The 21,068-nt window shown below is 69.9% G+C and carries 21 protein-coding genes; 15 read left to right on the top strand and 6 right to left on the bottom strand.

The genetic code is table 11. From position 1 onward, the window contains the following. Positions 1–135 precede the first annotated feature (135 nt). The 4 genes from ACFDTH_RS06135 to ACFDTH_RS06120 are packed head-to-tail and all read left to right on the top strand — an operon-like array spanning position 136 to position 2,673. Positions 136–540, top strand: a complete 405-nt coding sequence (locus ACFDTH_RS06135; RefSeq protein WP_375286633.1) for a hypothetical protein — start codon at positions 136–138, stop codon at positions 538–540. Beyond that, positions 537–806, top strand: coding sequence for an HPr-rel-A system PqqD family peptide chaperone (locus tag ACFDTH_RS06130; protein ID WP_375286632.1), 270 nt, complete (start codon positions 537–539; stop codon positions 804–806). The genes ACFDTH_RS06135 and ACFDTH_RS06130 overlap by 4 nt, the downstream gene beginning before the upstream one ends. Then, positions 803–1,654 carry an HprK-related kinase A gene (locus ACFDTH_RS06125; RefSeq protein ID WP_375286631.1) on the top strand — a complete coding sequence of 284 codons (852 nt, stop codon included), beginning with the start codon at positions 803–805 and terminating at the stop codon, positions 1,652–1,654. Before ACFDTH_RS06130 ends, ACFDTH_RS06125 begins: the two co-directional genes overlap by 4 nt. Continuing rightward, the gene (locus ACFDTH_RS06120) at positions 1,645–2,673 is read left to right on the top strand and encodes a nucleotidyltransferase family protein (protein ID WP_375286630.1); all 1,029 of its coding nucleotides are present in this window, start codon (positions 1,645–1,647) and stop codon (positions 2,671–2,673) included. Before ACFDTH_RS06125 ends, ACFDTH_RS06120 begins: the two co-directional genes overlap by 10 nt. Here ACFDTH_RS06120 and ACFDTH_RS06115 read toward each other — a convergent pair. Further along, entirely contained in the window at positions 2,642–3,001 is a 360-nt protein-coding gene (locus ACFDTH_RS06115; protein WP_375286629.1) for a hypothetical protein, read from the bottom strand. The genes ACFDTH_RS06120 and ACFDTH_RS06115 overlap by 32 nt on opposite strands. After that, positions 2,998–3,660 carry an HAD-IA family hydrolase gene (locus tag ACFDTH_RS06110; RefSeq protein ID WP_375286628.1) on the bottom strand — a complete coding sequence of 221 codons (663 nt, stop codon included), beginning with the start codon at positions 3,658–3,660 and terminating at the stop codon, positions 2,998–3,000. The genes ACFDTH_RS06115 and ACFDTH_RS06110 overlap by 4 nt, the downstream gene beginning before the upstream one ends. 61 nt (positions 3,661–3,721) lie before the next feature. Here ACFDTH_RS06110 and glmU point away from each other — a divergent pair, with 61 nt between their 5' ends. The 7 genes from glmU (at position 3,722) to ACFDTH_RS06075 (ending at position 12,523) form a co-directional block, all read left to right on the top strand. Continuing rightward, positions 3,722–5,086 (top strand): bifunctional UDP-N-acetylglucosamine diphosphorylase/glucosamine-1-phosphate N-acetyltransferase GlmU, encoded by a 1,365-nt coding sequence (gene glmU, locus ACFDTH_RS06105; RefSeq protein ID WP_375286627.1) that lies wholly within the window; start codon positions 3,722–3,724, stop codon positions 5,084–5,086. A gap of 25 nt (positions 5,087–5,111) precedes the next feature. Next, complete coding sequence (locus ACFDTH_RS06100; RefSeq protein ID WP_375286626.1) at positions 5,112–5,390, top strand: ribbon-helix-helix protein, CopG family; 279 nt, start codon at positions 5,112–5,114, stop codon at positions 5,388–5,390. Beyond that, positions 5,387–5,758: a type II toxin-antitoxin system VapC family toxin gene (locus ACFDTH_RS06095; protein WP_375286625.1), complete on the top strand. Its 372-nt coding sequence runs from the start codon at positions 5,387–5,389 to the stop codon at positions 5,756–5,758. The genes ACFDTH_RS06100 and ACFDTH_RS06095 overlap by 4 nt, the downstream gene beginning before the upstream one ends. A gap of 9 nt (positions 5,759–5,767) precedes the next feature. Then, entirely contained in the window at positions 5,768–7,588 is a 1,821-nt protein-coding gene (gene glmS / locus ACFDTH_RS06090; RefSeq protein ID WP_375286624.1) for a glutamine--fructose-6-phosphate transaminase (isomerizing), read from the top strand. Between the two features lie 70 nt (positions 7,589–7,658). Then, complete coding sequence (locus ACFDTH_RS06085) at positions 7,659–9,734, top strand: M13 family metallopeptidase (protein WP_375286623.1); 2,076 nt, start codon at positions 7,659–7,661, stop codon at positions 9,732–9,734. Positions 9,735–9,773: 39 nt separating this feature from the next. After that, positions 9,774–12,149 (top strand): response regulator, encoded by a 2,376-nt coding sequence (locus tag ACFDTH_RS06080; protein WP_375286622.1) that lies wholly within the window; start codon positions 9,774–9,776, stop codon positions 12,147–12,149. 23 nt (positions 12,150–12,172) lie between these two features. Beyond that, the gene (locus ACFDTH_RS06075; protein WP_375286621.1) at positions 12,173–12,523 is read left to right on the top strand and encodes a response regulator; all 351 of its coding nucleotides are present in this window, start codon (positions 12,173–12,175) and stop codon (positions 12,521–12,523) included. Positions 12,524–12,532: 9 nt separating this feature from the next. On the opposite strand, the gene ACFDTH_RS06070 is transcribed toward ACFDTH_RS06075, so the two are convergent. Next, positions 12,533–13,906: a GSCFA domain-containing protein gene (locus tag ACFDTH_RS06070; RefSeq protein ID WP_375286620.1), complete on the bottom strand. Its 1,374-nt coding sequence runs from the start codon at positions 13,904–13,906 to the stop codon at positions 12,533–12,535. Continuing rightward, positions 13,903–14,631 (bottom strand): hypothetical protein, encoded by a 729-nt coding sequence (locus ACFDTH_RS06065; RefSeq protein ID WP_375286619.1) that lies wholly within the window; start codon positions 14,629–14,631, stop codon positions 13,903–13,905. Before ACFDTH_RS06065 ends, ACFDTH_RS06070 begins: the two co-directional genes overlap by 4 nt. Positions 14,632–14,735: 104 nt before the next feature. Between ACFDTH_RS06065 and ilvD the strand changes: the two genes are divergently transcribed. From ilvD to ACFDTH_RS06045, 4 genes are read left to right on the top strand one after another with little or no spacing between them, the layout of a single operon-like run. Then, positions 14,736–16,457 (top strand): dihydroxy-acid dehydratase, encoded by a 1,722-nt coding sequence (gene ilvD, locus ACFDTH_RS06060; protein WP_375286618.1) that lies wholly within the window; start codon positions 14,736–14,738, stop codon positions 16,455–16,457. Next, positions 16,438–16,836 (top strand): hypothetical protein, encoded by a 399-nt coding sequence (locus ACFDTH_RS06055; protein ID WP_375286617.1) that lies wholly within the window; start codon positions 16,438–16,440, stop codon positions 16,834–16,836. Before ilvD ends, ACFDTH_RS06055 begins: the two co-directional genes overlap by 20 nt. Beyond that, positions 16,833–18,230 (top strand): NAD(P)H-hydrate dehydratase, encoded by a 1,398-nt coding sequence (locus tag ACFDTH_RS06050; RefSeq protein ID WP_375286616.1) that lies wholly within the window; start codon positions 16,833–16,835, stop codon positions 18,228–18,230. Before ACFDTH_RS06055 ends, ACFDTH_RS06050 begins: the two co-directional genes overlap by 4 nt. Beyond that, complete coding sequence (locus ACFDTH_RS06045) at positions 18,227–19,390, top strand: class I SAM-dependent RNA methyltransferase (RefSeq protein WP_375286615.1); 1,164 nt, start codon at positions 18,227–18,229, stop codon at positions 19,388–19,390. The genes ACFDTH_RS06050 and ACFDTH_RS06045 overlap by 4 nt, the downstream gene beginning before the upstream one ends. Here the strand turns inward: ACFDTH_RS06045 and truA are convergent. Both truA and fmt read right to left on the bottom strand, forming a co-directional pair. Beyond that, a complete protein-coding gene (gene truA / locus ACFDTH_RS06040) occupies positions 19,380–20,126 on the bottom strand; it encodes a tRNA pseudouridine(38-40) synthase TruA (RefSeq protein ID WP_375286614.1) in 747 nt (248 codons plus the stop codon). The two genes, ACFDTH_RS06045 and truA, sit on opposite strands and share 11 nt — an antisense overlap. Further along, positions 20,123–21,058 carry a methionyl-tRNA formyltransferase gene (gene fmt, locus ACFDTH_RS06035; RefSeq protein ID WP_375286612.1) on the bottom strand — a complete coding sequence of 312 codons (936 nt, stop codon included), beginning with the start codon at positions 21,056–21,058 and terminating at the stop codon, positions 20,123–20,125. The genes truA and fmt overlap by 4 nt, the downstream gene beginning before the upstream one ends. Between the last annotated feature and the right edge of the window lie 10 nt (positions 21,059–21,068).

The following is a 21,068-nucleotide window of genomic DNA, read 5'->3' as shown; positions in this document are numbered from 1 at the left end:
CCGCCGCTGCCCGTTGTCAAAGCGGCGCAAGCGTGCGGGCGATCACGGTTAACGTGCCGGGCCGGGACGCCGTACTTCGCCTGCCTTGCCGACGCGTTACGATTATGAAAGGCCCGCCGACTGATAAGGACGGCGATGCGCGACCAGGACGATTCCGAGCTTGCCCCCGCGAACGCCGCGCGCCGCCGCGTGCTGCGGCTCGGCGCCACCGGTGCCGCCGCGGTGGTGACGATCCGGCCGGCGCTGGCGGCGACCGCGGGATCGGTGCTCAACTGCGACATCGCGGTGCCCGAGGCGGCGAACCGCTCGAAGTGGATCAAGGCGGACGGCACATTGGTGCCGGCGGGAACCTGGGGCTCCTATCCGCCGGCATGGCGGACCTATTCGGGCGAGGAGGTCCGCTCCGCACTGTACGAGGGCGACAACCTGCCCTGGACCACCAGCGGCCAGACCAGCGCCTATCTGAATTATATCCGCAGGCTGCAACGCGGCAACAGCGGCTTCACCTGCTTCGCCTCGATCCAAAACCCGCGCGGGTGAGCTGCTATCGCGCGCCATCCGCCGAGGCGATGGGGGTGGCCGAACTCGACGACCTGGCCGTGATCTATCATCGGCCTTCCGGCATGACCCATGTGGTCGAGCCGCTTGTGCCCGAGCTGCTTGCGGCGCTGGGACGCGATTGGACTTCGGTATCAGAACTGCTGGAGCGGCTGCGCGCGCAGTTCGAGATGCCCGATGCGGATGCGGGCGTGCTCGCCGCGCGGCTCGACGAACTGGTCGAGGCCGGGCTAGTCGAGCGCGGGTGAGGCACCAGACCAAGCTCCGCATCGGCCCGGCGAGCTTCCGCATCGGCAGCGACTGGCGGGCGCCGATCGCGGCGTTGGAGCGACTGTACGCGGAGTATCCACGCTTCGACGACGTGCCCGACTATACCGTCCGGCTGCGCGCGCCGCGGCCGTGGCGGCGGGTGATCCGGCCTAGCGTGCTGATCGAGGGCGATTTCATGCTGCCCGACGCCGCGCCGCTGCCGCTGGCGCATGGGCTGCTCGCGGCGGAGATGGGGATGAACCTACAGCTTGCGCTGGGGCACCGCCGCCACCTGCTGCTCCATGCCTCGTGTGTCGAGCGCGACGGGCGGGCGCTGGTGATGACCGGCGAGTCGGGTTCGGGGAAGTCGACGCTGGCGGCGCTGCTGTCGGCGCGTGGCTGGCGGCTGATGGGGGACGAGTTCGCTTTGCTCGATCCCGAGACGGGGCTGATCCATGGTTTCCCCCGGCTGGTCAGCCTCAAGAACGCCTCGGTGGCGGAGGTGGAGCGGGCGGTGCCGGGCGCGCGGTTCGGGCCGCTGCTGGCGGGCACGCCCAAGGGCGACATCCGCCACCTGGTGCCCGACGCGCGGGCGATCGCGGCGATGGACGTGCCGGCGACGCCGGCGCTGCTGCTGTTCCCGCGCTACGGCGCCGCCGCCGACGCGCGGCCGGTGCCGCCGTTGGAGGCGTTCGTGCGGCTGACGCAGGCGTCGACCAATTACGTTTCGATGGCGGAGCGCGGGTTCGCGGCGTTGACGCGATTCGTGCGCGAGGTGCCGGCGCTGGCGGTCGACTATCCCGATACCGCGGCGGCGCTGGCGGCGGTGGAGCGGGCATGGGCGTGAGCGACGCGGCTCTGCTGGTTCGCGCGCTCGCAGAGCCCGAGACGGTGCTGGCGCTGGATGTGGAGAGCTGGACCGCGCTGCTGACGATGGCGCGGGCCGAGCGGCTGATCGGCAGCCTCGCCGAGCGCTGCGCGGGGCTGGAAGTGCCAGTCGCGGTGTCGCGGATCCTGGCGGACGCGCGCGACGCGGCGGTCGAGCAGCGGCGGGCGGCGCTGTGGGAAGCGGAGATGGCGCGCCGGGCGCTGGCGCCGCTCGGCTGCCCGGTGGTGCTGCTCAAGGGCACGGCCTATGCCGCCGCGGGGCTGGCGGCGGGGCAGGGGCGCTTCATCGGCGACCTCGATATCCTCGTGCCGCGCGGGTGGCTCGACGCGGTGGAGCGCGCGCTGCTGGCGCATGGCTGGGAATGGGTGAAGCCCGACCCCTATGACGACGCCTACTACCGGCGCTGGATGCACGAGCTGCCGCCGCTGATCCACCGCGAGCGCGACCGGATGATCGACGTTCACCACACGATCCTGCCGCTCACCGCCCGGCCGAAGCCCGATGCGGCGGCGCTTGTCCGCCAAGCGGTGCCGCTCGACAACAGGTTGGAGGTGCTGTCGCCGGAGGACATGGTGGTCCACGCCACCGCGCACCTGTTCGCCGATGGCGACCTGGCGGGCGGGCTGCGCAACCTGTGGGACATCGACCGGCTGGTGCGGGAGTTCGGCGAGGAGGAAGGGTTCGAGGGGCGGCTGCTGGAACGTGCCCGTCTCCACCAGCTAACGCCTGCGGTAGAGCGCGGGTTGCGCCTGTCGCATGCGCTCTATGGCACGCCGGTGCCAGAACGACTCGCCAAGCTGAGGTCCTCCGACCGTCTGTTCCGCCGCCGCCTGCTCGCCCGCGACGGCTGGGGGCGGCCGACTCGCCCGGTGACCGAACTCGCCTTCTACGTCCGCTCGCACTGGCTGCGCATGCCGCCGGCGATGCTGGCGCGGCACCTGTGGATCAAGTGGCGGCGCGGCGGCGCGACCGGATAGCGGCGACCAGCAGCAGCGCGACCGCGATCGCGGCGGTATCGGCCAGCCAGTCGAGAATGTCGCAGTCGCGGTGCAGCGCGGGGATCGACTGGACGACCTCGATCATCGCGCCCAGGAACGACAGCCGCTCGCCCACGCGCCACAACGAGGCACTCGGAAAAGCGCGGGCGGCGAGCAGCGACAGCACCGCAAAGGCGGTCATGTGCCGATATTTGTCGCCGAACCCCTCCAGCGCGAGCTGCGGCGGATCGGGCAGCAGCGCCATGGTGACCGCCACGACCAGCGCGGCGGCGAAGAGGACGAGGCGAAGCAGCATGCGGCGGCTCATCCCAGCCGCTCCAGCGCCGGCACCAAGGCGGCGAAATCATCGATCACCGCATCGGCGCCAAGCGAGTCGACCTCGTCCGGGGAGAAGCCGAAGCGGCAGGCGATCACCGGCACGCCGGCCGCCGTCGCCGCCCGCACGTCATAGATCGAATCGCCCACGAATGCCGCTCGTCCGCCGCCGCAGCGCCGCACCATCTCCACGATGCCGTCGGGTGCGGGCTTGCCGACGGGCAGCGTGTCGCCGCCGATCACGCAGGCGAAGCGATCGCGCAGGTCGGTGGCCGCGAGCAGGGTGGAGGCGAAGCCCTCCAGCTTGTTGGTCACCACCGCCAAGGTGACTCCGCGGGCGATCAGAGCGTCGAGCGCCCCGACGACGCCGGGATAGGGCCGGGTATGGACGGTCATGTTCGCCTCATAATGGGCGAGGAGCACCGGCAGCAGCCGGTCGACCTCTGCCGCGGTGGCGCCGCCGCTCACCTCCAGCACACCGGCGAGCATATTGCGCGTGCCGCCGCCAACCCGCGCCAGCACCGCCTCGACCGGCAACGGACCCCGTCCGCCCGCGGCGAGCGCGGCATTGGCGGCGGCGGCAAGGTCGCGGCTGGTGTCCAGCAGGGTGCCGTCGAGATCGAAGCCGACGATGGCGAAGGGGAAGCTCATGCTGCGGCGCGGTGGCGGCTCGCTCTGGAAATGGCAACCCGGAGGTGGCAGGGCATGGCCCATGGCGGACACTCACCAGCGGCCGCTCGCGGCCATCGTGCTCGCGGCCGGCAAGGGCACGCGGATGAAATCGGATCTGCACAAGGTCCTCCATCCGATCGCCGGGCGGCCGATGCTGCTCCACCTGCTCGCCGCGGTGGCGCAGTTGAAGCCCGAGCGGGCGATCGTGGTGGTGGGTGCCGGCCGCGACCAGGTAGAGGCGGCGGTGGCGCCGCACGGTGTGTCGGTCTGCCATCAGGCCGAGCAGCTCGGCACCGGCCATGCGGTGGCGCAGGCAGAGGAGGCGCTGGGCGGCTTCGCTGGCGACGTGCTGATCCTCTACGGCGACGTGCCGCTGATTTCGGCCGAGACGATGCGGCGGATGCTCGATCGGCTGCACGCGCCCGACCTCCCGGCGACGGTGGTGCTCGGCTTCCGCCCTGCCGATGCCGGCGCCTATGGCCGGATCGTTGCCGACGCGGACGGGCGGATCGACAAGATGGTCGAGTTCAAGGATGCCTCGTCTGAGGAACGTGCCGTAACGCTTTGTAACTCTGGACTGATGACGGTGCGAGGCGAGGATCTGTTCGGGTTGCTCGCACGGGTCGGCAATGACAATGCGGCGGGGGAGTATTACCTGCCGGACATCGTCATGCTGGCGGCGCATGACGGACGCGCCTCGGCGGTGATCGAGACCGGCGAGGGCGAGGTCGCGGGGGTGAACAGCCGCGCCGAACTGGCGCGCGTCGAGGCGGCGTGGCAGCAGGCGCGGCGGCAGCGGGCGATGGCGGATGGGGTGTCGCTGATCGCTCCCGACACGGTGTGGTTCGCCTATGACACGCAGTTGGGCCGCGATGTGACGGTGGAGCCCAACGTGGTGTTCGGGCCCGGCGTGGCGGTGGCGGACGGCGCGACGATCCGCGCGTTCAGCCATCTGGAGGGGGCGACGGTAGGGCGCGGCTGCGAGGTCGGGCCCTACGCGCGGCTTCGTCCCGGCGCGGTGCTGGAGACGGGCGCCAAGGTCGGCAATTTCGTCGAGGTGAAGAAGGCGCGGCTGGGCGAAGGAGCCAAGGCCAACCATTTGAGCTACATCGGTGACGCCGAGGTGGGTCCCGATGCCAATATCGGTGCGGGAACGATCACCTGCAATTACGACGGCTTCTTCAAGTATCGAACGAAGATCGGCGCGGGGGCTTTCATCGGGTCCAACTCGGCGCTGGTGGCGCCGGTGCGCATTGGCGACGGGGCGATCGTCGGCGCCGGATCGGTGGTGACCACCGATGTCGACGCGGATGCGCTGCGGCTGGTGCGACCCGCTGCCGAGACCAAGGCGGGCTGGGCGGCGCGGTTCAGGGCGATGTCCCGCGCCAAGAAGGCTGGGAAGTGATATCGGGGTGTGATATCAGCGTGGCATGAGGACGCTGGTCGATATCCCGGAAGATGACATCTCCTGGCTGGACGCGCGGGCGCGAAGCGAGGGAAAGTCCCGCGCGGCGGTGGTGCGTGAGGCAGTCTCGACATTTCGGGCGGAGCGAAGCGACCCGGCTGACACATCGTGGATCGACGAAGGAGCCGGTTACTGGAGCGATCGCACCGACATCGGCGATTCGGTCGAGTATCAGCACGCGATCAGGCACGACTCTGACTTCGTACCCGCCGAGCATTACTCCAGAACGAAATCCGTCCGGTGAGTGAGGCGTTCTTCGACACGAACATCCTGATCGATTGGCTGAACGCCCGGACGGCCGCGGTGGCGGAGCTGAAATTGTACGATCGGTACCGCATCAGTCGGATCGTGTGGACGGAGGTTCTTGCTGGCGAACCGGATGCGACCCGCAGGTCGGTAGAACGACTGATCGCTCCCTTCGAGATCGTGGAAGTGGATGCAGCCATTGCATTGCACGCCGCAGAAATCCGGCATCACAGCCGGCTAAAACTGATGGACGCGCTCATCTACGCCACGGCCCGCGTGCATGGTGCGCTGCTCGTCACGCGCAACACCAAGGACTTCCCGCCCGGCACGCCGGGCATCCACGTTCCCTATACCCTCTACGACTAGGCTCTCCCCATGTGTGGAATCGTAGGTATCCTCGGCACCGAGGACGACGTTGCCGACCGGCTGCTCGACGGGCTCAAGCGGCTGGAATATCGCGGCTATGACTCGGCGGGCATCTGCACCGTGCACGACGGCGACTTCGATCGCCGCCGCGCGCCGGGCAAGCTCGCCAATCTCGCCCGGCGCCTGCGCGAGGAGCCGCTGCCCGGCCGCAGCGGCATCGCGCACACCCGCTGGGCGACCCATGGCGCGCCGACCGAGGACAATGCCCATCCACACATCGTCGGTGACGTGGTGCTGGTCCACAACGGTATCATCGAGAACTTCAAACCGCTGCGCGACATGCTGCTGGCGGAGGGGCGCGCATTCCGCAGCCAGACCGATACGGAAGTGGTCGCGCACCTGATCTCGCGCGAGATCGAGGCGGGAAAGGAACCGCGCGAGGCGCTGGCCGCGGTGCTGCCGCAGCTGCACGGCGCCTTTGCGCTGGGCGTGATGGTGCGGACGCATCCGGACCTGCTGCTCGGCGCCCGGCTCGGCGCACCGCTGACCGTTGGCTATGGCGAGGGCGAGAACTACCTCGGCTCCGACGCGCTGGCGCTGGCGCCGCTGACGCAGCGGATCGCCTATCTGGAGGAAGGCGACTGGGTGGCGATCACCCGCGAGGGCGTCGAGGTCTATGACCGCGACAACACGCGGGTGGAGCGGCCGATCGTCAACTCCGGCGCATCCGGGCAGTTGATGGACAAGGGCAACCACCGGCACTTCATGCAGAAGGAGATCTACGAGCAGCCGGTGGTGGTGGCGCAGACGCTGCGGTCTTACCTGCGGCCGCTGGAGGCGCGGGTGGCGCTGCCCGACATGGAATTTGACCTTTCCACCGTCGAGCGGGTCGCGATCGTCGCCTGCGGCACCGCCAGCTATGTCGGCATGATCGGGAAGTACTGGATCGAGCAGCTCGCGCGCGTTCCCGTCGAGGTCGATGTCGCCTCCGAATATCGCTATCGCGATCCGGTGCTGCTGCCGGGTACGCTTGGCGTGGTGATCTCGCAATCGGGCGAGACCGCGGACACGCTGGCGGCGCTGCGCCACATGAAGGCGGCGGGGGTGACCACCGCGGGGATCATCAACGTGCCGACCAGTTCGATGGCGCGCGAGGTGGACTTGCTGCTGCCCACGCATGCGGGGCCCGAAATCGGTGTCGCTTCCACCAAGGCGTTCACTTGTCAGCTGGCGGTGATGGCGGCGCTGGCGACCAACCTGGCGCGGGCCAAGGGCAAGCCGTTCGACGAGGCGGACGTGGTCGCGCATCTGCAACAGGTGCCGGAGGCGATGAGCCTGGCGCTGGCGCATGACGAGGAGATCGCCGCCATGGCGCCGCGCATCGCCCAGGCGCGCGACGTGCTGTACCTGGGGCGCGGGCCGGAGTTTCCGCTGGCGCTGGAGGGTGCGCTGAAGCTGAAGGAAATCAGCTACATCCACGCAGAAGGTTATGCATCAGGCGAGATGAAGCATGGGCCGATCGCGCTGATCGACGACCAGGTGCCGTTGATTGTGATTGCGCCCTCCGGCCCGCTATTCGACAAGACGGTGAGCAACATGGCCGAGGCGCAGGCCCGGGGCGCGCAGGTGGTGCTGATCTCCGATGCGGCGGGCATCGCCCAGGCCGGCGAGAACACCATAGCCACCATCGAGATGCCGCAGGTGCACCCGCTGATCGCGCCTCTGGTCTATGCGGTGCCGGTCCAGCTGCTGGCCTATCATGTCGCGGTGGCGAAGGGGACGGATGTGGACCAGCCGCGCAATCTGGCGAAGAGCGTGACGGTGGAGTGATCGCGGTCCGTTGACGGGGCGTGTCACTGGAGTAGATCACCGGGCAATCGACTGGAAGGATTGCCCGAAGATGCGTTTCCTCGTTCCGGCGCTGCTCGCCTGCGCCTCCACCGCCGTTGTCGCGCAGACCGCGCCCGAGAAAGCGGAACAGACCGCGACCGTCGGCCAGGCCGCCACCGGCCCGGTCGCGCCTGCCGATGCGAACAAGCCGCAGATCGGCACGTTCGGCTTCGACATGGCGGGGCGTGACCTGTCGGTGAAGCCGGGCGCCGACTTCTACGATTTCGCGAACGGCACCTGGCAGAAGGCGACCGAGATCCCGGCCGACCGCGCCGCTTACGGCATGTTCCACGTCCTCCAGGACCTGTCGCTGTCGCGCACCCGCGAGATCCTGGAGGACGCAGCCAAGCGGCCCGGCGACAAGACCGGCGACTTCTACACCAGCTTCATGGACGAGGCGGCGGTGAATGCCGCGGGGATCACTCCGGTGAAGCCGTGGCTGGTCTCGATTGCGGGCGCCGTTGATAAGACCGCGCTCGCGATGGAAATGGGCAGGCTCCAGCGGCGCGGTGTCGGCACGCTGTTCGGCGTGGGCGTCGGACAGGACGACAAGGCGCCCGACCAGTATATCGTCAGCATGCGCCAGGCGGGCCTCGGGCTGCCCGACCGCGACTATTACCTCAAGGACGACGCCAAGCTCGCCGGCATTCGGACCGCCTACCAAGCCTATCTGGCGGAGATGCTGACGCTGGCAGGCGAAGCCAATGCGGCGGCGCGCGCCAAGGCGGTGTTCGACTTCGAGACCCAGATCGCCACCGCGCATTGGACCCGCGAGGAAAGCCGCGACGCCGACAAGACCTATAACAAGTTCACGCCGGCGGACTTCCTGGCCAAGGCACCCGGCTTCCCGTGGCATGATTACGCCAAGGCGCTCGGCCTGCCGCAGGTGCCCGCGCTGCTGGTGGCGCAGCCGACCGCGCTCGCCGGAGAGGCCAAGGCGTGGGGCGCGGCACCGCTGCCGGTGCTCAAGGATTATGCGATGCTTCGCGTGCTGCGGACCTATTCGCCCTATCTCTCGCGTCCCTTCGACAAGGCGACCTTCGACTTTTACGGCACGACGCTGACCGGCGCGCCCGAGCAGCAGGCGCGCTGGAAGCGCGGTGTGACTTTGGTGTCGAACGGTATGGGCGAGGCGGTGGGCCAGGCCTATGTCGCCAAATATTTCCCGCCTGAGGCTAAGGCGCAAGCCGATGCGCTGGTGAAGAACCTGATCGCGGCGATGGGCGATCGCCTCCGCAAGCTCGAATGGATGGCGCCGGAGACAAAGGAGAAGGCGCTCGCCAAGCTGGCGTCGTTCACGCCCAAGATCGGCTATCCGGAGACGTGGCGCGACTATTCGGCGCTTCAGATCAGGCGCGGCGACCTGGTCGGCAACACCGCGCGGGCGAACGAGTTCGACTTCCAGCGGGACCTGAACAAGCTCGGCCAGCCGATCGATCGCGGCGAATGGTTCATGACGCCGATGACGATCAACGCCTACGCCAACCCGACGATGAACGAGGTGGTGTTCCCCGCCGCGATCCTCCAGCCGCCATTCTTCGACCCCAAGGCCGACCCGGCAGTGAATTATGGCGGCATCGGCGCGGTGATCGGGCATGAGATCAGCCACCATTTCGACGACCAGGGCCGCAAGTACGACCCCACCGGCAAGCTCGCCGACTGGTGGACGCCGCAGGACGTGACGCGGTTCAAGGCGTTCACCGACAAGCTGGTGGCGCAGTATGACGCCTATGAGCCGCTGCCCGGCCTGCACGTAAAGGGCGGCAACACGCTGGGCGAGAACATCGCCGACCTCGCCGGGCTGACCGTGGCGATCGACGCCTATCATCGCTCGCTCGGCGGCAAGCCTGCACCGGTGCTCGACGGCGTCACCGGCGACCAGCGCTTCTATTATGGCTGGGCGCAGGTGTGGCGACAGAAGCTGCGCGAACCGGCGGCGCGCCAGCAACTGATCGCGGACGAGCACGCGCCTGGCCACCAGCGCGTGCTGACCGTGCGCAACCTTGATCCCTGGTATGCCGCCTTCGGTGCCAAGCCGGGCGATCCGCTGTACCTGGCCCCGGCCGAGCGCATCCGCATCTGGTGATCGCTTGACGCGCGGGCCCCGCGTGCGAAGACGCTCGGCATGACACCGTCCCCTGCCATCGCCACCCCGCGTGCCGCCTTCGGTCTCGCGGCGGTGGCGGGGCTGGTGGCGGCGCTGCTGGTGCTGTGGCTGGTGGACAGCGTCGCGATCGGCGCCGGGTTCCTGGGTGCGGCGGTGGTGATCGGCGGCGCGGTGGTCGCCCGGTCGGCGCTGTCGCGCGACCCCGTGGCCGAGGCGCCCACGATCGACTGGAGCATCGTGCGCGCGGCGGTGCAAGCGGCGGACGACGCGGTGGCGGTGACCGACCGGGCCGGGCGGCTGGTCTGCGCCAACGACATCTATGAGGCGCTGTTCGGCGGCTTTCCAACGCCGCCGGGCCTGCCGCTCGACAGCGGCGGGGTGGAGGCGCTGACCACCGCCGGGCGACAGGCTTGGCGCGACGGCTATGCCACGAGCCCGGCCGTGCGGTATCGCGGCGCCCCGCTCCACGTGTCGGTAGCGCGGGCGGGCGAGACTCAGGACATGCTGGTCTGGCGCTTCGGCGAGTCGGAAGCGTCCGAGCGGACCGCCGCCTTCATCGAGTCGCTGTCCGGCGCGCTGGGCGATCGCTTCGCCGGCGCGGGGATCATGGCGGCGCTGGTCTCTGCGGACGGGCGGGTACTGGCGGCGAATGGCGTGCTCCACGCGCGCGCAATGGGCGCGGGGGCCGGAGCGATCTCCGGCCGCGACTTTGCGGCGCTGCTCGTCACCGACCAGCATGGGCGCATCCGCTTCGAACGCGAATGGCCTGGTGCCGGCAATCCGCTGCGCGTCATCCAGATTCCGTTCCTCGACGAGCCCGATGCACCGCTCCTCGTCGCCCTGCTCGACGAGGAGGAGCCGCAGGCGATCACCGCCGCGGGAACTAGCCATGTGCGCACGCTGGTCGGCCTGCTGCCGTTCGGCATGGCGCTGGTCGACCGCGACGGTCGCTTCCTGAAGCTCAATGATGCCTTCGTCCGCGCTGCCGGCATCGACTCCGCGGCGCTGCCGCTCTATCCCGGCGACCTGGTGGTCCGCGAGGACAAGGCGGCGGTGGCGGACACCGTGCGCCGCCTCGCCAGCGGCGTGCAGCACACCACCGATCTGGTGGTGCGGCTGAAGTCCCATCCCGAGGAACCGGTGGCGCTGACCATCGCAGGGGTGCGCGGGCTGGGCGAGGCGGCGGTGCTGCTGAGCCTCAAGGACAACAGCGAGGAGAGCCGGTTGAAGCGCGAGGTGGCGCAGGCCACCAAGATGCAGGCGGTGGGCCAGCTCGCCGGCGGCGTCGCGCACGATTTCAACAACATCCTCACCGCAATCCTAGGCCATTGCGACCTGATGCTGATGCGCCACTCGCCCGGCGACAGCGATTATGACGACATCCAGCAGATCCGCGCCAACTCCACCCGCGCCGCCAACCTGACCCGGCACCTGCTCGCCTTCTCGCGCCAGCAGACGCTACGCCCGCAGATTCTCCAGCTGCCGGACGTGGTCTCGGAAGTGTCGAACCTGCTCAAGCGGCTCTTAGGCGAGCGGATCGTGCTGGACGTGCGCCATGGGCGCAACCTGGGTCCGGTGCGCGCCGATCCGGGGCAGATGGAGCAGGTGGTGGTCAACCTGGCGGTGAATGCGCGCGACGCGATGCTGGCCAAGGACGCGCTCGGCGGTGGCACGCTGACCATCCAGACCCGCGCGGTTTCGGCCGCGGAGGTCCACCGACTGGACAGCGACATCCTGCCCGCCGCTGACTATACCGCGCTGGAGGTGTCGGATACCGGTACCGGCATCCCGCCCGAGGTGCTGCCCAAGATCTTCGAGCCGTTCTTCACCACCAAGGAGGTCGGCAAGGGTACCGGGCTGGGCCTGTCGACCGTCTACGGCATCGTCAAGCAATCGGGTGGTTACATCTTCGCGGAGTCGCCGCCCGGGCATGGCGCAGTGTTCACCATCTACCTGCCGGTCCACGCCGCCGCCCCGGGCGAGCCCGCCCCCCGCCCGGCGCCCAAGCCCAAGCCGGCCGAACTGTGGGGGACGGGAACCGTGCTGCTGGTGGAGGACGAGGACATGGTGCGGGCGGTGGCGCAGCGCGCGCTTAGTCGGCAGGGGTATACCGTGCTCACCGCGGAGAACGGCGAGGTGGCGCTGGAACTGCTGCGCAGCGAGCCGCAGCCCGACCTGATGATCTCCGATGTGGTGATGCCGCTGATGGATGGCCCCACGGTGGCCCGGCACGCGCGGGCGCTCTACCCGGACCTGCCGATCCTTTTCATGTCCGGCTATGCCGACGACCAGATGCGCCGCTCGATCAATCTCGACCGGGTCGCCTTCCTGTCAAAGCCTTTTTCGGTACAGCAGCTGGCCGAGGCGGCACGCGAGGCGCTTGCCGCGGTGTGAACTTGCTTTATGGGGCGCAGCTTATGGCGTCTGCAAAACGGGTGCTGCTCGTCGAGGACGAGCCGCTGATCGCGATGATGGTCGAGGACTTCCTGGACGTGCTCGGTCACCAGGTCGCGGGCACGGCCGACGATGTTGCGGGCGCGCTGCCGCTGGTGGAGGCCGGCGGGATCGACGTCGCGATCCTCGACGTCAACCTGCGTGGCGGCGAGAAGAGCTGGCCCATCGCCGACGCGCTTGCCGAGCAGGGCATCAGCTATGTGCTTGCGACCGGTGGCGGCGACGACGGCATCCCCGATCACCATCGCGACGCACCGCGCCTCCTGAAGCCATTCACGATCGAGGGTGTGGAGCAGGCGCTCGCGGCAGCGTAGCGCCTCCGGTCAGCCATCCTTGTCGCGCTTGGCCCTGCGCCTGGGTGCCGCCTTGGAGTCCTTGGCGGCCTCAGTATTCGCCTTAGCGCGCTTGCCGCGCTTACGCCCCGGTTCCTTGTAGCCCGACTGGTCCACGGGCACCGCGATCACCGGCGCCTTCTTGGCCGGGGTATCCGCCTCCTTCGCCTCGTTCCGCGCCACGCGCCTGGCACGCCGGGCCTCGCCTGTGGCCGTGCCACGCTTCGGGGCGGCACTCGCAGCTTTGGGAACCTTACCCGCTGTCGCGGCCCTTGCCCTGCGCCCTCTCGACTTGGTCTCGGCCACAGGTTCCTCTGTCGGAGTGGGCGCGGGCGCGTCCGGCGCCGAGGCATCGGTGGGCGGCGTGGCTGCCCCTGTGCGACGGCCGCGAACCTTCTTCTTCTCGGCTTGGGGTTCCGGTTCGTCCTGCAACGGCGCAACGTCCGGCTTCGATGCGTCGATTTCGGCGGAGATCACGGCCTCGCCAAGCGCCGAAAGGAAGGCAGCGTTGGTAACGGCCAATTCGGCCGGCACCTGCATCGCCCACGCAAGTTCCAGCGCGGGCACGTAGAAGACCCCCTCAGCGTTCGAAACCCGCTCGACCGCCACCCGCAGCGTCGCCTTTGCCAGCATGTCGGCAAGCAACACGTGGCGCGGCGCATGCGTGGCGGGAATGGGCTCGGGTGAAACCATCAGGAGCACGTGGATGGCGGGGTTGATCCGGCGCAACGTCTCGACTGCGACCTGAAGTTGATCGCCGATCTCCTTGGCGCCGAGCGCACGGATGCGGTAGCGATCGGAATCGATGCGTGCCGGCCAGACCGGAAGCACAGCCCCGTCCGCCACCGCCTCGCAAATCTCGATGGTGTCCAGTGCGATCACCACGGCCTGCGCGCGCCGCAGCGCCGAGCGCAGCCCGGTCAGGAATCGCTCCCCGAGCACATCGAACTCGCGGTCGCTGCGAGCCGGGTAGCGCAGGCCCGGGCGGAACGGATCGACGATGACATCACCTTGCGGCCAGCGATCCTCTGCCGGGCGGAACTCGCCCAAGCACCGGCGCAGCAGCTGCTCGATCGCAGTGGAGTTGCCCGTGGGCCCGGCGAGCGTACCATAAGAGGCATATTCCTCCGCCTCGGGCTCGATCGGGGGCAATGCGGGATGGGTCGTGTCGGTGCGGATCCGACGATAGCCGCGCGTCTCCAGTACCGCGCCGAGCGCCGGTGCAAGCCGGCTGCCGAGGCACACGATCTGGGCGTCCTCAGGCAGGGGCGGGGCGGGGGCGATCATCAGTTTTGCCGGCGACTCCCCAGACATGGGTGCCCGCGCGCGTACCTGGCGATCGGGGAGGTCGTCGATCGTCGTCATGCCGCATGCTCCAGCATCTTTGCGGCGGCGGCGAGCTCCGCCGCCATCTCCTTTCCAAACGCATCGTTCGGGTATAGCGCCTCGCCCTGGAAGCGATCCGGCAGGAATCCGTCGGCGGACCGCAGTCGATCGGGCACCGGCACGAACCGCGCTCCGGCACCCTCCGCGATCTCGGCGGTCATGGTCTGCACCAGCGACCACAGTTTCTGCATGGTGAAGGCGGAGGTCATCGCAGTCGTTCCGTCATCGACCAGCTCGGCCAGCCGGGGATCCCGAACGGCGCGCGCCAGGCGCGACTCCGTGTCGGCGAGCGGCGGCGTGGTGCCGGCCACCAGCACCCGGGCACCCGCGCGGCGCAAGGTGCCGATCAGCTCGGCCAGCCCCGTGAAGGATGGTGCGAATACCGCCCGGAGCTGGCTTTCGCTGACGTAGGAGGCGCGTGGGTCGAGCGGCAGGTCCGGCGCGGTCGAGAGCACGAAGTCGAGCGGCGGCTGGCGCTCCACCAGGAAGATGTCGTGCTGATCTCCGCCCCAGACAATCGCGACGGTGCCGTCGCGCGCCGCTTTCGCGACCTGCGTCCAATAGGCTTCGTCGCGCGGCAGCGGCCCGTCGAGGACCAGCGCGTCGCCGAAGCGCACGTCCGCCGGGCCGTCGGCAGGCGGCGTGCCGGCGGGTAGATAGGATTGCAGATGGGTTTGACCGGCAATGACCAGGGATGGGTGCACGAACGCCTCGGAGGCAGGAGATCGCCGCAGCTAGTCCCGCGCGGTCGCGGACACAAGCGCTGCCGCTTGCGTCGGCGCGACTGACGACCTAGCCGAGACCGATCATGACCCACGTCTTCGACAAGTCCCGCCTGCCCAGCCGCTACGTCTCCGTCGGCGTCGAGAGCGCTCCACACCGCAGCTATTATTATGCGATGGGCCTTACGGAGGAGGAGATCGCGCGCCCGTTCGTCGGCGTGGTCTCGGCGGGGAACGACAGCGCGCCGTGCAACACCACGCTGGACGCGCAGGCGGACTGGTGCCGGCGCGGGGTGGAGGAAGGCGGCGGCATGCCGCGCCGGTTCAACACCATCACCGTCACCGACGGGATCGCGATGGGCCACCAGGGGATGAAATCCTCGCTGGTCAGCCGCGAGGTGATCGCCGACTCGGTGGAGCTTAGCGTCCGCGGCCATTGCTATGACGCGCTGGTGACCTTCGCGGGATGCGACAAGTCGCTGCCCGGCATGATGATGGCGATGCTGCGGCTCAACGTGCCGTCGATCTTCGTCTATGGCGGCTCCATCCTGCCCGGCCGCTACCAGGACCGCGACCTCACCGTGATCGACGTGTTCGAGGTGGTCGGCCGCTATGCCGCGGGCAAGTGCCCCCTTTCCGAGGTGACCGCGATCGAAAAGGCGGCCTGCCCCGGCCATGGCGCGTGCGGCGGGCAATATACCGCCAACACCATGGCCTGCGTCGGCGAGGCGATCGGACTGTCCCTGCCGAACAGCAACATGGCGCCCGCACCGTATAAGTCGCGCGAGGAGGTGGCGGTCGCTGCCGGGCGCCAGGTGATGGAGCTGATCGCGCGCAACCTGCGCCCGCGCGACATCTGCACGCGCGAGGCGTTCGAGAATGCCGCGCGCATCGTCGCGGCGACCGGCGGCTCCACCAACGGCGCGCTCCACCTGCCGGCGATGGCCAATGAATGCGGCATCGACTTCGACCTGTTCGACGTCGCCGAGATCTTCAAGACCACGCCGTACATCGCCGACCTCAAGCCCGGCGGCCGCTATGTCGCCAAGGACATGTACGAGGCGGGCGGCATCTACATGCTGATGAAGACGCTGGCCGCCGAAGGCCTGCTGCACCTCGACTGCATGACGGTGACGGGCAAGACGCTGGGCGAGAACATCGACGAGGTCACCTGGAACCCCGACCAGAAGGTGATCTACGACGCCAAGGCGCCGATCACGCCGACCGGCGGCGTCGTCGGCCTCAGGGGCTCGCTGGCGCCCGAGGGCGCGATCGTGAAGGTGGCCGGCATGCAGCGCCTCCAGTTCACCGGCACCGCCAAGGTCTTCGAGCGCGAGGAGGACGCCTTTGCCGCGGTGGAGGCGAATGCGATCACCGAGGGCACGGTGGTGGTGATCCGCTACGAGGGACCCAAGGGCGGGCCGGGCATGCGCGAGATGCTGGCGACCACCGCCGCGCTCTACGGCCAGGGACTGGGCGAGAAGGTGGCGCTGATCACCGACGGGCGCTTCTCGGGCGGCACCCGCGGCTTCTGCATCGGCCATGTCGGGCCGGAGGCGGCAGACGGTGGGCCGATCGCCTTCGTGCGCGATGGCGACACGATCAGCATCGATGCCGAGGCTGGGACGATCGACCTGCTGGTCGATGCGGACGAGATGGTGCGGCGTCGTGGCGAATGGACGCCGCCGGTGTCCGACTATGGGGCGGGCGCATTGTGGCGCTATGCGCGCAACGTCGGCCCTGCGTACAAGGGCGCGGTCACCCATCCCGGAGCGGCCGCCGAACGCCATGTCTACGCGGATATCTAGCCTGGTCCTGCTGTTCACCCTTTCCGCCTGCCAGGAGTCGCAGACCAACACGCAGGTGCTCGCCGAGGCCGAGGTGAACCAGATGGCCGAGGCGGCCGACGACGGGAAGATCAACTGCGCCCTCGCGGGCTCAGACGCGTTCGCGCGCGTCTGCACGCTGGATCGCGAGCAGGGGCCCGAGGGGCTGATCCTGGTCGCGCGCCATCCGGACGGCGGCTTCCGCCGGCTGCGTGTTACCGGCGATGGCCATGGCGTGGTCGCGGCGGATGGCGCCGAACAGGCCGAGGTGGCGATCGCCGGGCGCGACGAGATCGAGGTGGCGCTAGGCGACGATCACTATCGCCTCCCCGCGACGATCAAGGGCCAGGCGGCGCCGTGATCCCGATCGAGGGACTGCCGATCCTGACCGCGGCGCAGATGCGCGCCGCGGAGGAGGCGGCGATCGCGGCAGGTGCCAGCGTGAGCACGCTGATGGCACGTGCCGGCGAGGGCGTCGCTGCGGCCGTGCACCGGCTTGCGGCGGGTGGCGAGGTGCTGGTGTTGTGCGGGCCGGGCGACAATGGCGGCGACGGTTATATCGCGGCGGCGGCGCTGCGGCGGGCGGGGCATCCGGTGCGAGTCGCCGCGCTGGGTGAACCGCGCGGCGATGCGGCGGTCGCGGCGCGGAACGGCTGGACGGGGGGCGTGGAGCGCCTTTCCGCCGATCTCGCGCCCGCGCCGGTGCTGGTCGATGCGCTGTTCGGCACGGGCTTGAGCCGGCCGCTCGACGCAGCGGTGCAAGAGGCGCTCGGAGCGTTGGCAGCGCAGGCGCGGCTGTCGATTGCAGTGGACCTGCCCAGCGGCCTCGATACGGACAGCGGCGAACCGGTGGGGGAGGGCGTGCCTGCGTTTGACCTGACGCTGGCGCTCGGCGCACTCAAGCCGGCGCATGTGCTTCAGCCGGGCGCGGCGCTGTGCGGCAAAGTGCGGGTGATCGACATCGGACTGGCGCAGGAGGAGGTCGGTCAGGTCCGGGCGATGGACCGGCCGTTGCTGAAGCGTCCGCAGCCCTCCTCGCACAAGTACAGTCGGGGCATGGTGGCGGTAGTCTCCGGGCCGATGCACGGCGCGTCGGAGCTGGCGGCGCGCGCCGCCTATCGCGCTGGCGCCGGCTATGTGCTGCTGCTCACCGGCGGGCTGCCGCAGCCGCCGCATGCGATCGTCCGCAAGCCGTGGCGTGACCAGGCGCTCGCCGACCACCGGATCGGCGCGATGGTGATCGGGCCCGGGCTGGGCCGCGACGATCGCGCGCGGGCGAAGCTGGCGGCGGCACTGGGGAGCGACCGCGCGCTGGTGATCGACGGCGACGCGCTCCACCTGCTCGAACCCGACCGGCTACGCGAGCGCGCCGCGGCCACCGTGCTCACGCCACACGCTGGCGAGTTCAAGGCGTTGTTCGGCGACGGCGAGGGCAGCAAGATCGCGCGGGCGCAGGCTGCCGCCGCGCGCTCGGGCGCCGCCGTCGTGTTCAAGGGCGCCGACACCGTGATCGCGCGGCCCGATGGTCAGGCAAGCGTGGCGCTGAACGCCAGTCCGTGGTTGTCGGTGGCGGGCACCGGCGATGTGCTTGCCGGCACAATCGGCACAATGCTGGCGCAGGGGCCGCATGATCCGCTCGCCGCCGCATCCGCCGGCGTGTGGCTGCACGGCGAGGCCGCGCGGTTGTTGGGCGGCTGCTTCCTCGCCGACGACCTTGCCGAGGCGCTGCCGCAGGCGTTGGCGCGCGCGCGATGAGCGAGATCGTCCGGGTCGCGGCGCGGGGCGAGGGCGTCACCGAGGACGGGCGCTACGTGCCGCTCGCCGCGCCGCGCGACCGCATCGGCGAAGATGGCGCGATCCTGCCCGGGCCGCATCATCAGGTACCGCCGTGCCGGCATTTCCCCGAATGCGGCGGCTGCCAGCTCCAGCACCTCGACGATGCGGCGTGGAGCGGCTTCCTCATCGACCGGATCGCCGGTGCGCTCGCCGCGCACGGGATCGAGGCGCCGATCCGTCCGCCGGCGTTGTCGCCGCCGCGCACCCGCCGCCGCGCGACCCTGCATTTCGATCGCGGCCGGCTCGGCTTCACCGCCGAGGGCAGCCACCAGATTGTCGACCTGCGCGAATGCCATGTGCTGGCGCCCGAACTGTTCGCGCTAGTGGCGCCGCTACGGCGGCTGCTCCAGCGCTTCGGGGTCAAGCGGCGGATCGACGTGCACCTGACGCTGGCGGATCAGGGCGCGGACGTGCTGATCGGCACCGCGCCCGAGGGGCTCGCTGCGGCCGAGGCGCTGACCGCCTTCGCGATCGAGCACCGCCTCGCGCGTCTCGCCGTCGATGATGGGCTCGGCCCGGAGACGCGCTGGGAGCCGGAGCCTGCGACGGTCACTTTCGGCGGGGCCGCGGTGCCGCTGCCGCCCGCTGCTTTCCTCCAGGCAACGCGAGAGGGTGAGGCGGCGCTGCACGCGGCGGTGCGCGAGGCGATAGGAGAAACTGGCGCGGTGGCGGACCTGTTCGCCGGACTCGGCACCTTCGCGCTGGCGCTGCCCGGCCGAGTCTATGCCGCGGAGGGCGCGCGCGATGCGGTCCTGGCGCTCAAGGCAGGGGCGGGCCGCGCGGGACGGGCCGTATTCGCCGAGCATCGCGATCTCTATCGCCGCCCGCTCACCGTTGCCGAACTCGACCGGTTCGACGCGATCGTCCTCGACCCGCCCCGCGCCGGTGCGCGCGACCAGGCAGCGGCACTGGCGGAGTCAAAGGTCGGCGCGATCGCCTATGTCTCTTGCAATCCCAGCAGCTTTGCGCGCGATGCGGAGACGCTGCGGCAGGGGGGCTGGCGGCTCGACTGGGTGCAGCCGGTGGGGCAATTCCGCTGGTCAACCCATGTCGAGCTGGCCGGGCGGTTCAGCCGGTAGGATACTCCGCCGCCAGAAAGTACAGCCCATCCGGCGGGGCATTGAGCGGGAGCGCCTGGCGGTCGCGAGCTGCCAGCGCGGCGGTGACGTCGTCGGGGGTCCAGCGGCCCATGCCGACGAAGGCGAGCGTTCCGACGATCGAACGGACCTGGTGGTGGAGGAAGGAGCGCGCCTCCGCGAATACGGTCAGGCCGTCGCGGGTGGGGGTGACGGTGATCGTGTCCACCGTTTTCACCGGGCTGGCCGACTGGCAATGGACCGAGCGGAAGGTGGTGAAATCGTGCAGGCCGACCAGCCGGTCCGCGCCCGCCTGCATCGCCGCGGCGTCGAGCGGCTGGGGCACCTGCCAGGCAAGGCCTTTCTCCCAGGTGAGCGGCGCGCGGCGGTTGACGATGCGATATTCGTAGGAGCGCTTCACGCAGGAGAAGCGGGCGTGCCAATCGTCCGCCACCGCCTCGCAGGCGAGGATCGCGACCGGCGCGGGGCGGAGCAGCGCGTTGAGCGCTTCGCCGAGGCGGAAGGGGGCGATCGGCTTGGCGATGTCGACATGCGCGCGCATTGCCCGCGCGTGGACGCCCGCGTCGGTGCGGCCGGCGGCATAGACGAGCGTGCGTTCGCCGGTGACCGCGTGCACTGCCGCCTCGATCGTGGCCTGGACGCTGGGGCCGTGGTCCTGCTTCTGCCAACCCATGAACGGGCGGCCGTCATATTCGATCGTGAGCGCGAAGCGGGTCAAAGACGGGTGCCCGGCGGGATGGGGAAGCCGCGGAGGAGGTCTTCGGTGGTGACGACGCTGCGGCCGGCGCGCTGGACAAGGGTGGTGCGGATCGCGCTGGTGGCGCAGGCGATGGTCAGGTCCTCGTCGAGCACCGTCCCCGGTTGTACCCCCGCGAAGGCGGGGGTACAGTCTGGGCTCCTGCCTTCGCGGGAGTACATGGCGGCGAGCACGCGAATGCGTTCGCCATTCACCTCGAACCAGGCACCGGGCGGATTGAACGCGCGGACCTGGCGCTCGACGGCGGCGGCGTCTTGCGTGAAGTCCAGCCGCAGCTCCGCCTTGTCGATCTTGGCGGCGTAGGTGACGCCGTCCTCCGGCTGCGGAGCGGGTGGGTGGCCGGCGAGGTCGGCGAGCACCTCAATCAGCGCCTTCGCACCGATCGCCGCCAGTTCTTCGGTGAGCACGCCGCCGGTCTTGTCCGCTATTGCCGTCCGCCGTTCCAGCCGCACCGGCCCGGTATCGAGCCCCGCCTCCATCTGCATGATGCACACGCCGGTCTCCGCATCCCCGGCCAGGATCGCGCGCTGGATCGGGGCGGCGCCGCGCCAGCGGGGGAGGAGCGAGGCGTGGATGTTGAGGCAGCCGTGGCGCGGCGCATCGAGGATCGCGCGGGGCAGGATCAGGCCATAGGCGGCGACCACCGCAATGTCGGCTTCCAGTGCGGCGAACGCCGCCTGCGCGTCGGCGTTCTTGAGCGACACGGGCGTGCGCACCGGGATGCCGAGCGCCTCGGCGCGGCGCTGGACGGGGGAGGGCACCAGCTCGCGCCCGCGCCGCCCGCCGGGGCGCGGTGGCTGGCTGTAGGCGGCGACCAGCTCGTGTCCGGCCTGCACGAGGGCGTCGAGTGTCGGCACCGCGAAGTCGGGCGTTCCCATGAAGACGATCCGCATGGGATGGGCT

The sequence above is a fragment of the Sphingomonas sp. genome (assembly GCF_042096255.1).
Taxonomy (GTDB): Bacteria; Pseudomonadota; Alphaproteobacteria; order Sphingomonadales; family Sphingomonadaceae; genus Sphingomonas.
The sequence above is the reverse complement of the archived record's forward strand: the minus strand, read 5'-3'. Positions and strand labels throughout refer to the sequence as shown.